Source organism: Pseudomonas sp. Tul2A7, assembly GCF_054790505.1.
On sequence record NZ_CP186499.1, the window covers coordinates 4,204,379 to 4,217,287 of the forward strand.

Sequence of the window (12,909 nt, forward strand, 5' to 3'; positions counted from 1 at the left end):
GTCCTTCAAACAGTTTTCGGGAGGAGGCGCTCAAACAGCGCCTCTACAGTATTAAAGCGCTCTTCCGGGCGTTCCATCGGTACCTGGAACTTGAACATCGTCGCGCCTTCGAATTTGTAGCGTTTTGGCTGGCTCTGGATCAGCTTGATCAGCGTCATCGGATCGACCGGCGTCTGCGCGGCAAACTCGATACGCCCACCTTGCGGGCCGCCATCGACTTTCTTGATGCCCAATTGCTCGGCCTGCAACTTCAGCGCCGTGATGCGCACCAGATTCTTGGTTGGCTCCGGCAGCAGGCCGAAACGGTCGATCATCTCGACTTGCAGATCCTTCAGGCCTTCCTCGTCGGTCGCCGAAGCGATGCGCTTGTACAGAATCAGGCGTGCGTGAACGTCCGGCAGATAGTCTTCCGGAATCAGCGCTGGCACCCGCAGGTTGACTTCCGGGCCACCGCCGAGCGGTTGATCGAGGTTCGGTTGCTCGCCCTTGCGGATCGATTTCACCGCGCGTTCGAGCATTTCCATATACAGCGTGAAGCCCACGGCTTGAATCTGCCCGCTCTGGCCATCGCCAAGCAGTTCGCCGGCACCACGGATTTCCAGATCGTTGGTCGCCAGCACGAAACCGGCACCGAGATCCTGAGTATTGGCAATTGCCTCCAGACGCTTTTCCGCGTCCGAGGTGATTTGCTGGCGCGGCGGCGTCAGCAGATACGCATACGCCTGGTGGTGGCTACGGCCGACACGACCACGCAACTGGTGCAGTTGCGCCAGGCCGAACTTGTCGGCGCGCTCGATGATGATGGTGTTGGCGCTCGGCACGTCGATGCCGGTCTCGATGATGGTCGAGGCGATCAGCACGTTGAAGCGCTTGTGATAGAAGTCGCTCATCACCTGTTCGAGTTCGCGCTCGCGCATCTGTCCGTGACCGATGCCGATGCGTGCTTCCGGCACCAGTTCGGCGAGGTCGGCAGCGCATTTCTCGATGGTTTTCACATCGTTGTGCAGGTAGTAAACCTGGCCGCCACGCAGCAATTCACGCAGCAGGGCCTCTTTGACCGTGCTCTTGTTCTGCTCCATGACGAAGGTGCGCACGGACAAGCGTCGCGCTGGCGGCGTGGCGATGATCGACAGGTCGCGCATGCCCGACACCGCCATGTTCAGCGTGCGCGGAATCGGCGTGGCGGTCAGGGTCAGAATGTCGACTTCACTGCGCAGGGCTTTGAGCTGTTCTTTCTGACGGACACCGAAACGGTGCTCTTCGTCGATGATCACCAACCCGAGGTTTTTGATTTTGACGTCGTCGGACAGCAGCTTGTGCGTGCCGATGACGATGTCGATCTTGCCTTCGGCCAGATCGGCAATCGCCGCATTCACTTCCTTGGCCGATTTGAAGCGGCTCATGACTTCTACGGTCACCGGCCAGTCGGCGAAGCGGTCGCGGAAGCTGTTGTAGTGCTGCTGGGCGAGCAGGGTGGTCGGCACCAGAATCGCCACCTGACGACCGCCATGCACGGCGATGAACGCCGCACGCATGGCCACTTCGGTCTTGCCGAAGCCGACGTCGCCGCAGACCAGTCGATCCATCGGTTTCGGCGCGAGCATGTCTTCACGCACGGCTTCGATGGTCGACTGCTGATCCGGGGTTTCTTCGAACGGGAAGCCTGCGCTGAAGGTCGCGTAATCGGCTTTCGGGTCGGCGAATGCGTAACCTTCGCGAGCGGCGCGACGGGCATAGATGTCGAGCAGTTCAGCGGCGACATCGCGCACCTGTTCGGCGGCTTTGCGCTTGGCTTTCTGCCAAACCTCGGAGCCGAGGCGGTGCAGCGGGGCCAGGGCGTCGTCGCTGCCGGTGTAGCGCGCAATCAAATGCAGGTTGGCCACCGGCACGTAAAGCTTGGCGTTCTCGGCGTATTCGAGGGTGAGGAATTCGGCTGCCTGATTGTCGATTTCCAGAATGGTCAGGCCCAGATAGCGGCCGACACCGTGATCGATGTGCACCACCGGCGCGCCTTCGCGCAGCTCGGTTAGGTTTTTGATCACCGCATCGTTATTGCCGTCGGCACGCTTCTCGCGGCGGCGACGCTGCATCACGCGTTGGCCGAACAGCGGACTTTCCGCGACCAATGCCAGCGCCGGGTCGTCGAGCATCAGGCCTTCGTCGAGCGGGGCAATGGTGATTGCCAGGCGATCCTTGCTCGCGACGAAGTCTGGCCAGCTGTCGACGGTTTTCGGCCGCAACTTCAGACGTTCGAGCAACTCCAGCAGCACTTCGCGACGGCCGGCGGATTCGGCGGTGAACAGCACGCGTCCGGGGAATTCATCGAGGAACCCGGCCAGCGCGGCCAGCGGTTGCGTGGCTTTGGCCTCGATCGCCAGATTCGGCAGGGCTTGCGCCGGGAAGCGTTCGCGACCAGCGCCGCTTTCGACGTCTTGCTGACTGGCAACCACACGCGGCCAGCTCTTCAGGCGCGCGAAGCAGTCTTCCACCGGCAGGAACAATTCCGCCGGTGGCAATAAAGGACGCGAAGGATCGACGCGGCGCTCTTCATAGCGATTGCGCACGTCGTTCCAGAAGTTTTCCGCCGCTTGCTCGATGCCCGGCAGCGAGAACACCTGGGTGTCCTGCGGCAGGTAATCGAACAGCGTCGAAGTTTCGTCGAAGAACAGCGGCAGGTAGTACTCGATACCGGCCGGAGTGATGCCGCTGCTCAGATCCTGAAAGATCGGGCAGCGACGGAAGTCGACGTCGAAACGCTCGCGGAAGCGCGCCTTGAAACGGGTGACCGCGTCTTTCTGCAGCGGGAACTCACGAGCCGGCAGCAGCTTGACCGAATCGACCTTGTCGATGGAGCGCTGGTTTTCCGGGTCGAAGGTGCGCAGGGTTTCGATTTCGTCATCGAACAGGTCGATGCGATACGGCAACTTGCTGCCCATCGGGAACAGGTCGATCAGCGCACCGCGTACGGTGAACTCGCCGTGCTCATAAACCGTGTCGACGTAGCGATAGCCACTGGCTTCGAGCCGTGAGCGCATCTGTTCGACATCGAGTTTCTGGCCGACATCCAGTACCAGGCTGCTGCCGAGCAGGAATTTGGTCGGCGCCAAGCGGTGCAATGCTGTGGTGATCGGCACCACCAGTACGCCATGCGCCAGTTCCGGCAGCCTGTATAAGCTGGCGATGCGCTGGGAAATGATGTCCTGGTGCGGCGAGAACAGGTCGTACGGCAGGGTTTCCCAGTCGGGGAAATGCAGCACGGGCAAATCCGGGGCGAAGAAACTCAGCTCCTGTTCCAGTCGTTCAGCGCTCTGGCTGTCGGCGGTCAGTAGCAGGGTGAAGCGCTTGGCAGCGCTGGCAGCCTCGGCAATCGCCAGGCTGAGGGCAGCACCGGGCAGATTGCCCCAATGCTGTTTACCTGCCTCGGCAGGGAGTAGCGGTAGACGCAGAACGGGCACGGAAGGTTGAGCTCCAGGCTTTGCGACAAAGTCGGTAATTGTAGCGGCGTCGGGTGCCGCCTGTCAGTTGCAGACTACGTCTATCTTCGCTGTTTGGACGAAATGTAGTGGTAACCATAAAAACCAGCCGTTTTTTTGTGGTTATGTAGTGCCGAAACGGGGTGGTGTTACGGAGGGTTACAGACATCGTCTAACAGTCGTCGAAAAATTGACTGCGCTGAAAGCCCCGGTTTTACTGGGCTTGAGAGAGGCGTAATTTTTTTGAACGGAATTTTGTTACCGATTTCGCGACAAGCGCGCATTGCTACAGGAGGTTGTCGGCGGCATAATGTAGCCCCTTTTTTCTGCCCCTACATGTGGAAGGTTACCGTGACTCAGAAGCCCGACCAGTGTCTTGGTGAATGGATCGACCGTGAAGCACTCGCAGAAGCGATGATTCCGCTTATCGGTCAGCTCTACCGCAATAACAACGTGGTGAGCTCGATCTATGGCCGCAGCCTGATCAACCAGTCTGTCATCGCGATTCTCAAAGCTCACCGCTTTGCGCGCCACCGTTCTTCCGACGACAGCGAACTCTCCGTCCACGAAACATTCCCACTGCTCAAAGCCATGAGCGAGCTCAAGCTCGGCGCGGCTTCGGTAGATCTGGGCAAGTTGGCGTTCAAATTCCGTAACGAAGGCAACGGCCGCAGCGCCGAGCAATTCGTTCGTGAAGAAATGGCTGACGTGGTTGGCCAGCAAAACGCTTCCGCACGTAAAGGCACTGACGTTGTGCTGTACGGCTTCGGTCGTATCGGCCGTCTGCTGGCGCGCATCCTGATCGAAAAAACCGGTGGTGGCGACGGTCTGCGTCTGCGTGCCATCGTCGTGCGAAAAGGCGCCGAAAACGACCTGACCAAACGCGCCAGCCTGCTGCGTCGCGATTCGGTACACGGTTCGTTCAACGGCACCATTACCATCGACGAAGAAAACAACACCATCACCGCCAACGGTAACCTGATCCAGGTGATCTACGCGAAGAACCCGACTGAAGTGGATTACACCCAGTACGGCATCAAAGACGCGCTGCTGGTGGACAACACCGGTGTATGGCGTGACGCCGATGGCCTGGGTCAGCACTTGCAGTGCCCGGGTATCGACCGCGTGGTTCTGACCGCACCTGGCAAGGGCAAGCTGAAGAACATCGTTCACGGCATCAACCACGGTGAAATCACCGCTGAGGACAAGATCGTGTCCGCCGCTTCCTGCACCACCAACGCCATCGTGCCGGTGCTGAAAGCTGTGAATGACAAGTTCGGCATCATCAACGGTCACGTCGAAACCGTTCACTCGTACACCAACGACCAGAACCTGATCGACAACTTCCACAAAGGCGATCGCCGTGGCCGTAGCGCCGCGCTGAACATGGTAATCACCGAGACAGGTGCTGCCACCGCTGCTGCCAAGGCCCTGCCTGAGCTGGCCGGCAAGCTGACCGGTAACGCGATCCGTGTTCCGACGCCAAACGTGTCGATGGCCATTCTCAACCTCAACCTTGAGAAAGCCGCCACCCGTGAAGAGATGAACGAGTACCTGCGCTACATGGCGCTGCACTCCGATCTGCACAAGCAAATCGACTTCGTCAACTCGCAGGAAGTGGTTTCGACCGACTTCGTTGGCTCGCGCCACGCCGGTGTGGTCGATGCTGAAGCGACCATCGTTCAGGACAACCGCGTTGTGTTGTACGTTTGGTACGACAACGAGTTCGGTTACAGCTGCCAGGTTATCCGCGTGATGGAAGACATGGCAGGTGTAAACCCGCCAGCATTCCCGCGCTAAGCGATAGCTGCACATGAAAACGCCCCGACTTTGGTCGGGGCGTTTTTGTTTGTGGCGTGATCGTTCCCATGCTCTGCGTGGGAATGTAGCCCGGGACGCTCTGCGTCCCATTGGAACGCGGAGCGTCCCTTGAGGCATTCCCACGCAGAGCGTGGGAACGATCGCGCTGACCAAGGCGATCTAGTTGGCGCCGCCGGCGACCGAAGCTTGCGCTGTGCGCAACTCATGCCGGTTGCCGTGGAACAACACCAGCGTCGCAATCAACCCCAGCACCGCCGCGCCACTGAGCCAGATCCCCGGCGCAGCCTTGTTATCCAGCACATGAATCAGATACGTACACGCCGCCGGGGTAAACCCACCAAACGTCGCTGTTGCCAGGCTGTAAGCCAGCGAGAACCCGGTCGTACGCACTTCCACCGGCATGATCTCGGTCAGCGCCACCACCATCGCGCCGTTGTATGAGCCGTACAGGAACGACAACCACAGCTCGACGATCAGCAAATGGCTGAAGCTCGGGTTCGCCACCAGCCACGACAGGGCAGGGTAGGCCGTCAAAATTGCCAGAATCGTCGCCGCCAGCAGTAGGGGTTTACGTCCGATCCTGTCAGACATTGAACCCATCACCGGCAACCAGAAGAAGTTCGACAGACCAATACACACCGTCACCAGCAACGCATCGAAGTCCGACAGGTGCAGCTCAGCCTTGCCGAAGGTCGGGGTGTACGCGGTGATCAGGTAGAACGACACCGTGGTCATCACCACCAGCGCCATGCCGGCGATGACGATGCCAAAGTTCTGACCGATCGAGCGGACAATTTCCCGCAGGGTAGGGCGATGTTTTCTGGCCTGGAACTCTGGCGTTTCCTCCAGCGAACGACGAATGACGAAGATCACCGGCACAATCATGCAACCGATCAGGAACGGCACGCGCCAGCCCCAATCACCCATTTGTTCCGGGCTCAGCCAGTGGTTGAGGCCGACGCCGAGCAACCCGGCGAAGACCACTGCCGCTTGCTGACTGGCAGATTGCCAACTGACAAAGAAGCCCTTGCGGCCCGGTGTCGCGATCTCTGCCAGATAGACAGAGACACCGCCCAGCTCCACGCCGGCCGAGAAGCCTTGCAACAAGCGACCGAGCAGTACGAGCAGCGGTGCGGCGACGCCGAGGGTGGCGTAGCCCGGCACACAGGCAATCAGCACCGTACCGGCAGCCATCAGCGCGAGGGTGATGATCAGTCCTTGGCGACGACCATGGCGGTCAATGTAGGCGCCGAGGAAAATCGCCCCCAGCGGACGCATCAGGAAACCGGCACCAAAAGTAGCCAGCGAAAGCATCAGCGAAGCGAAGGCACTGTCGGTGGGGAAGAAGGTTTTGGCGATGGCCGTGGCGTAAAAGCCATAGACCATGAAGTCGAACATTTCGAGGAAGTTGCCGCTGACAACGCGAAAGATCGCTTTGCCTTTGCCCGTGGTGGAGGACATGTTCAGGTACTCGCTATTGGATTTTGTATAAAGATGTTGCAGATCCTTTAATTCATAATGGCCGCCGCGGTTTTACGGAGAGATGAATAATTGTTCACTGGACGCTTGCTTGGGCTTGTGATTCTTGGCGGTCTATTGGCTGGCTGCGGTAATGGCGAGTCCATGGAAAGCTTCGGCGGACCTACCATGGGCAGCACGTATTCGATCAAGTACCTGCGTCACGCTGGCATACCTGAAGCGACGCAGGTTCGCAGTGAAGTGGAGGGCATCCTCGGCGAAGTCGATCGGCAGCTGTCCACCTATCGCAATGATTCGGACATCGAGCGCTTCAACGCTTTGCCCGCCAACAGCTGTCAGAAAATGCCTGCGTCGATACTCGAATTGGTCCGCACAGGCGAACAACTCTCAGCGCAAAGCGAAGGCTCCTACGACCTGACCGTCGAACCACTGATGAATCTCTGGGGCTTCGGCCCACAAGGCCGCGAAGAGAACGTCCCTGACGCTGCTGCGCTGGCCGAAGTGATGCAGCGAGTCGGCCAACAGCATCTGCACATCAATGGTGATCAGTTGTGCAAGGATGCCGCCGTCGAGGTCGACTTCAATAGCATCGCCGCCGGTTATGCAGTCGAAACCATCGCTGCCAGGCTCGACGCATTGGGCATTCACGATTACCTCGCTGAAGCGACGGGGGAGTTAAAGGCGAAAGGCAAAAAACTCGACGGTTCGCCTTGGCGCATCGCTTTGGAAGAACCCCGTGATGATCAACAGGTCGCTGAACGCATCATCAATGTCGATGGTTACGGCGTTTCCACCTCGGGCGATTACCGCAATTATTTCCTGCAAAACGGTCGGCGCTATTCCCACACCTTTGATGCCCGCACCGGTGCACCGGTCCTACACGACCTGGCGTCAGTCACGGTGATTCATCCTTCAGCGTTGATGGCCGATGGACTATCGACGCTGTTGCTGATTCTCGGCCCCGAAAGGGCTTGGGACTATGCCGAAAAACATGACATTGGTGCATTCTTTGTGATTCGTGCCGATACAGGTTTTGTCGTCCGCACCAATGCGGCTTTCGAGCGCCTCAGTGGCAAGAAAACTGACTGAGAACAATACGAAAGCTGGCGTTGTAGTGCAGGCAAAAGTAGCCTACGACGCGACCAAGGGTTAATGTGCGCGGCGTTGACGCTTCTATAGACTGTGTCCGGGTTCTTGATTGACCCCCAATTGTTCCTTCGCGCCGCCGTTCGGCGTGATTTAGCCGCCGGTGCTGCTGGCACCGCGGCCTGTTCTGAGGAGTACGCATGGCTGTCTACAACTACGACGTGGTGGTGCTGGGTTCCGGCCCGGCGGGAGAAGGCGCGGCAATGAACGCCGCCAAAGCAGGGCGCAAGGTCGCGATGGTCGACAGCCGTCGCCAGGTCGGCGGCAACTGCACCCACCTCGGCACCATCCCGTCCAAGGCACTGCGTCACTCGGTGCGGCAGATCATGCAGTTCAACACCAATCCTATGTTCCGGGCGATCGGCGAGCCGCGCTGGTTCTCGTTCCCGGACGTGTTGAAAAGCGCTGAAAAGGTTATTTCCAAACAAGTCGCTTCGCGCACCGGTTACTACGCCCGTAACCGCGTCGACGTGTTCTTCGGCACCGGCAGCTTCGCCGACGAGCAAACCATCGAAGTGGTCTGCGCCAACGGCGTGGTCGAGAAACTGGTGGCCAAGCACATCATCATCGCCACCGGTTCGCGCCCGTATCGCCCGGCGGACATCGATTTCCACCACCCGCGTATCTACGATAGCGACACCATCCTCAGCCTCAACCACACCCCGCGCAAACTGATCGTTTACGGTGCCGGCGTGATCGGTTGCGAATACGCATCGATCTTCAGCGGTCTGGGTGTGCTGGTCGAGTTGGTCGACAACCGTGGCCAGTTGCTGAGCTTCCTCGACTCGGAAATCTCCCAGGCGTTGAGCTACCACTTCAGCAACAACAACATCACCGTGCGCCACAACGAAGATTACGATCGCGTTGAAGGCGTCGACAACGGCGTGATCCTGCACCTGAAGTCCGGCAAGAAGATCAAGGCCGACGCCTTGCTCTGGTGCAACGGCCGTACCGGCAACACCGACACGCTGGGTCTGGAAAACATCGGCGTCAAGGTCAACAGCCGTGGCCAGATCGAAGTCGACGAGGCGTACCGCACCTGCGTGCCGAACATCTACGGTGCCGGTGACGTGATCGGCTGGCCGAGCCTGGCCAGTGCCGCCCACGACCAGGGTCGTTCGGCTGCTGGCAGCATCGTTGATAACGGTAGCTGGCGCTTCGTGAATGACGTGCCGACCGGCATCTACACCATTCCGGAGATCAGCTCGATCGGCAAGAACGAGCAGGAACTGACCCAGGCCAAAGTGCCGTACGAAGTCGGCAAGGCGTTCTTCAAGAGCATGGCGCGTGCACAGATCGCCGGCGAGCCGCAAGGCATGCTGAAGATCCTGTTCCACCGCGAAACCCTGGAAGTGCTGGGCGTTCATTGCTTCGGTTATCAAGCGTCGGAGATCGTCCACATCGGTCAGGCGATCATGAGCCAGCCGGGCGAACTGAACACCCTGAAGTACTTCGTCAACACCACGTTCAACTACCCGACCATGGCCGAAGCCTATCGGGTAGCGGCGTACGACGGCCTCAACCGGCTTTTTTGACGGGCTCCGGCCGGTGGCCTGAGCCGGCCGGGGAGACCGATTTCAGCAATTCTCGAGGGTGGCAGTGGCCAAACCGGGAAAGTCTGTAATCAGGCTGTCAACGCCGAAGTCGGCGAGTCTGCGCATCAGCGCAGGCTCGTTGACGGTCCACACCGACACATGCAGCCCCTGACGCTGCGCCTTCTGCAGGCGTTCCGGCGTACACAGCGTCCAGTTCAACGCAAGAATCTCACAGCCATAACTGGCCGCGACCTTCAACGGGTCGAGCCAGGCGTATTCGGCGACCAGCCCGCGCGACACATCCGGCACCAGATCCAGCGCCGCTTTCAGCACTTCTCGCGAACTCGAGGTGATCGTCACCTTGTCGAGCAGGCCATGCCGTTGGGCCATTTCACGAATCGCCAGCACCGTGGTTGCCGCGCGAGTACGCGACGCGCTTTTGACTTCCAGTTGCCAGTGCTCGAAATCACACTTCTCGAACAACTCTTCCAGCGTCGGAATCGGGCACGGCTTGATCCAGCCCGGGCCACCCTTGCGCGCGTCGTAAGTGACCAGTTCGGCGGCGGTGTGCTCGACGACTTTGCCACGCCGTTCCGTGGTGCGTTTGAGGGTCGGGTCGTGGATGACCATCAACTCGCCGTCCTTGGACAGGTGCAGATCGAGTTCGCAACGGCGCACGCCGTGCTTGAGACATTCCTGAAAACTGCTCAGGGTGTTTTCCGGTGCTTCGCCCTTGGCGCCGCGGTGGCCGTAGATGAGGGTCACGGTTCTTCCTTAAATTAAATGCCTGATTCGTTCTGTTCGCGGGCCAGACGTCGTTCCTGTGCCTGCTTCTGCAAGATATAGCGGGCGAGCAATTGGCGCTGGGCATCGGTCAAGTGTTCGAACTCGGTGCCGACGTCATAACCTTCGCCCTTGCGGTCGCAATGGGTCACGCGGGCGCGCAGCAACAGGCCCAGCGCTTGCGGCATCAGCACCAGTTTCACCGACAGGTGTGCGCCGGTGGCAATCGGCGTCGGGTACTGAAAGTCGATCCCGCCTTCGGAGATGATCACCGGTTGCGGCTCGCCGATATGGCCGAGCACGGTCAGAGCGACCACCTGGCTGAGCAGGTCGATGCGTTTGTTCTGCGATTTCAGGAACGCGGCGATGGCGCGATCGCGTTCGCTGATCTGGCGCAACAGGTGCTGCGACTCGAATTCGCTCAGGTGCAGTTCGCTGAGCAGGTTGAACAGTGGGGAAGCATCCTGCAACACTTCCTGGCCTGCGGCTTCGGGAGCGGACAGGGGCCGAATTTCCAGTGCGATCGTGTCCTCGATACGGTAGTATTCGCGGCGATCTTCTTCATCTAATGTCGACATGGCGAACCCATGGTAGCGGCGGTGGTCTGAGTGTAAAGCTGGTTATCGACCCCCGCCACAAGGACGTTCCTTTTCCCTCCGAACAAGCCCCGACATGTTCAGACCTCTCTTCGTATTTATCGGCACGCGTTATACCCGTGCAAAGCGTCGCAATCATTTTGTGTCATTCATTTCCCTGACTTCGATGATCGGGCTCGCCCTTGGCGTGGTCGTGATGATCGTCGTGCTGTCGGTGATGAATGGCTTCGATCATGAGATGCGCACCCGCGTGCTGGGCATGGTGCCCCACGCGACCATTGAATCCACTGAGCCGATCAACGATTGGCAAAGCCTGGCGACCTCGGTCAAGCAGAACCCGCAGGTGACGGCGGTAGCGCCGTTCACCCAGATGCAGGGCCTGCTGACCAATAACGGTCAGGTGTCCAAGGTGTTGCTCAACGCCATCGACCCTGCGCTTGAGCGCAACGTGTCGATCATCGACAACTTCATGAAGCAGGGCAAACTCGACGATTTGACGCCGGGCAGCTTCGGCATCGTCATCGGCGACAAGGCCGCGACCAAGCTCGGCGTCGGCATCGGTGACAAAGTCACCTTCGTCGCGCCGGAGGTCAGCGTGACCCCGGCCGGGATGTTCCCGCGCATGAAACGCTTCACCGTGGTCGGCATTTTCCATGTCGGCGCTGGCGAACTCGATGGCTATCTGGGCGTCACCAACCTGCAGGATCTGGCGAAGATGCACCGCTGGAAGCCTGATCAGGTGCAGGGCATCCGCCTGAAGTTCGACGACCTGTTCCAGGCACCGCGCGTAGCTTGGAACATCGCCCAGCAACTCGGCGAAGACCATTACTACGCCCGTGACTGGACGCGCACCCACGGCAATCTGTATCAGGCGATCCGCATGGAAAAAGCCATGATCGGCCTGCTGTTGCTGCTGATCGTCGCCGTCGCTGCGTTCAACATCATTTCCACGCTGGTGATGGTGGTGAACGACAAGAAGGGCGATATCGCCATCCTGCGCACGTTGGGCGCGACGCCGGGCACGATCATGCGTACGTTCATGGTGCAGGGCACGGTGATCGGTGTGGTCGGCACGGCGATTGGCGCGGTGGTCGGCATTTTCGCGGCGCTTAATGTCAGCGCGGCGATCTCGGCACTGGAAGGCCTGATCGGCCACAAATTCCTTAATGCTGACGTGTATTTCATTGATTATCTTCCGTCGCAGGTACAGAGCCAGGATGTCGTCATGGTCTGCGCCGCGGCGTTGGTTCTGAGTTTCCTCGCCACCCTGTATCCCGCCTGGCGTGCCGCGCGCACCCAGCCGGCGGAGGCGCTACGTTATGAGTGAGTCGGGCATGAGTGAACAAGCAATCTTGAGCTGCCGTAACCTGGGCAAATCCTACGAGGAAGGCCCGGAATCGGTAGAAGTCCTCGCCGGCCTGCAACTGGAGTTGCATCCGGGCGAGCGTGTGGCGATCGTCGGCACCTCGGGTTCGGGTAAAAGTACGTTGCTCAACCTGCTCGGTGGTCTCGATACGCCGACCAAGGGCAGCGTCTGGCTCGACGGCGAAGAGCTGTCGGCGCTGAGCGAGAAGAAGCGTGGCCTGCTGCGTAACCGTGCGCTCGGTTTCGTTTACCAGTTCCACCACTTGCTGCCGGAATTCACTGCGCTGGAAAACGTCTGCATGCCGCTGTTGATCGGCAAGACGCCGATCCCGGAAGCCCGTCAGCGCGCCACGGCGTTGCTGGAACGCGTCGGCCTCGGTCATCGCCTGGAGCACAAACCGGCGGAGCTGTCCGGCGGTGAACGTCAGCGTGTGGCCATCGCCCGTGCCTTGGTGAACAAGCCAGGCTTGGTGATGCTCGACGAGCCAACCGGCAACCTCGACTCCCACACCGCGCAGGGCATTCAGGATTTGATGCTGGAACTCAGCACCTCGATGCGCACGGCGTTTCTGGTGGTGACCCACGACATGAACCTGGCCCGCCAGATGGATCGCGTACTGCACCTGCAAGAAGGTCGCCTCACGCCTATCTGATTGGCTGAAACCCGACACCTGAAAAGGCGTCGGGTCTTTTATTTTTATACGGTGCCCC

The 12,909-nt window shown here is 59.7% G+C and carries 9 protein-coding genes; 5 read left to right on the plus strand and 4 right to left on the minus strand.

Annotated features, from left to right (window positions below):
- Positions 1 to 5 precede the first annotated feature (5 nt).
- The gene (mfd, locus tag ACOYXJ_RS18950) at positions 6 to 3,455 is read right to left on the minus strand and encodes a transcription-repair coupling factor (protein ID WP_150794815.1); all 3,450 of its coding nucleotides are present in this window, start codon (positions 3,453 to 3,455) and stop codon (positions 6 to 8) included.
- 354 nt (positions 3,456 to 3,809) lie between these two features.
- On the opposite strand from mfd, the gene ACOYXJ_RS18955 reads away from it, so the two are divergent.
- Entirely contained in the window at positions 3,810 to 5,273 is a 1,464-nt protein-coding gene (locus ACOYXJ_RS18955) for a glyceraldehyde-3-phosphate dehydrogenase (protein WP_116030895.1), read from the plus strand.
- A gap of 180 nt (positions 5,274 to 5,453) precedes the next feature.
- Here ACOYXJ_RS18955 and tcuC read toward each other — a convergent pair whose 3' ends face one another.
- Positions 5,454 to 6,755: an MFS transporter gene (tcuC, locus tag ACOYXJ_RS18960; protein WP_150794816.1), complete on the minus strand. Its 1,302-nt coding sequence runs from the start codon at positions 6,753 to 6,755 to the stop codon at positions 5,454 to 5,456.
- A gap of 162 nt (positions 6,756 to 6,917) precedes the next feature.
- Here tcuC and ACOYXJ_RS18965 point away from each other — a divergent pair, with 162 nt between their 5' ends.
- On the plus strand, positions 6,918 to 7,862 hold the full coding sequence (locus ACOYXJ_RS18965; RefSeq protein ID WP_460372982.1) for an FAD:protein FMN transferase: 945 nt from the start codon (positions 6,918 to 6,920) through the stop codon (positions 7,860 to 7,862).
- A 197-nt stretch (positions 7,863 to 8,059) separates the two neighbouring features.
- On the plus strand, positions 8,060 to 9,454 hold the full coding sequence (sthA, locus tag ACOYXJ_RS18970; protein ID WP_038362239.1) for a Si-specific NAD(P)(+) transhydrogenase: 1,395 nt from the start codon (positions 8,060 to 8,062) through the stop codon (positions 9,452 to 9,454).
- 42 nt (positions 9,455 to 9,496) lie between these two features.
- On the opposite strand, the gene ACOYXJ_RS18975 is transcribed toward sthA, so the two are convergent.
- Both ACOYXJ_RS18975 and ACOYXJ_RS18980 read right to left on the minus strand, forming a co-directional pair.
- A complete protein-coding gene (locus ACOYXJ_RS18975; protein ID WP_007910500.1) occupies positions 9,497 to 10,219 on the minus strand; it encodes a glycerophosphodiester phosphodiesterase in 723 nt (240 codons plus the stop codon).
- 14 nt (positions 10,220 to 10,233) lie between these two features.
- Positions 10,234 to 10,815, minus strand: coding sequence for a PilZ domain-containing protein (locus tag ACOYXJ_RS18980; protein WP_016986736.1), 582 nt, complete (start codon positions 10,813 to 10,815; stop codon positions 10,234 to 10,236).
- A 94-nt stretch (positions 10,816 to 10,909) separates the two neighbouring features.
- On the opposite strand from ACOYXJ_RS18980, the gene ACOYXJ_RS18985 reads away from it, so the two are divergent.
- Together ACOYXJ_RS18985 and lolD are read left to right on the plus strand one after the other, a co-directional pair.
- The gene (locus tag ACOYXJ_RS18985) at positions 10,910 to 12,160 is read left to right on the plus strand and encodes a lipoprotein-releasing ABC transporter permease subunit (protein WP_122596973.1); all 1,251 of its coding nucleotides are present in this window, start codon (positions 10,910 to 10,912) and stop codon (positions 12,158 to 12,160) included.
- Positions 12,153 to 12,851, plus strand: a complete 699-nt coding sequence (lolD, locus tag ACOYXJ_RS18990) for a lipoprotein-releasing ABC transporter ATP-binding protein LolD (RefSeq protein ID WP_123451267.1) — start codon at positions 12,153 to 12,155, stop codon at positions 12,849 to 12,851. The genes ACOYXJ_RS18985 and lolD overlap by 8 nt, the downstream gene beginning before the upstream one ends.
- Positions 12,852 to 12,909: the final 58 nt, after the last annotated feature.

What these genes read in the sequence shown, in the direction of transcription:
- ACOYXJ_RS18965 (WP_460372982.1), top strand. Translation starts at nt 6,918, where the DNA reads ATGGAAAGCTTCGGCGGACCTACCATGGGCAGCACGTATTCGATCAAG.
- sthA (WP_038362239.1), top strand. Translation starts at nt 8,060, where the DNA reads ATGGCTGTCTACAACTACGACGTGGTGGTGCTGGGTTCCGGCCCGGCG.
- lolD (WP_123451267.1), top strand. Translation starts at nt 12,153, where the DNA reads ATGAGTGAGTCGGGCATGAGTGAACAAGCAATCTTGAGCTGCCGTAAC.
- ACOYXJ_RS18985 (WP_122596973.1), top strand. Translation starts at nt 10,910, where the DNA reads ATGTTCAGACCTCTCTTCGTATTTATCGGCACGCGTTATACCCGTGCA.
- tcuC (WP_150794816.1), bottom strand. Translation starts at nt 6,755, where the DNA reads ATGTCCTCCACCACGGGCAAAGGCAAAGCGATCTTTCGCGTTGTCAGC.
- ACOYXJ_RS18955 (WP_116030895.1), top strand. Translation starts at nt 3,810, where the DNA reads ATGTGGAAGGTTACCGTGACTCAGAAGCCCGACCAGTGTCTTGGTGAA.
- ACOYXJ_RS18980 (WP_016986736.1), bottom strand. Translation starts at nt 10,815, where the DNA reads ATGTCGACATTAGATGAAGAAGATCGCCGCGAATACTACCGTATCGAG.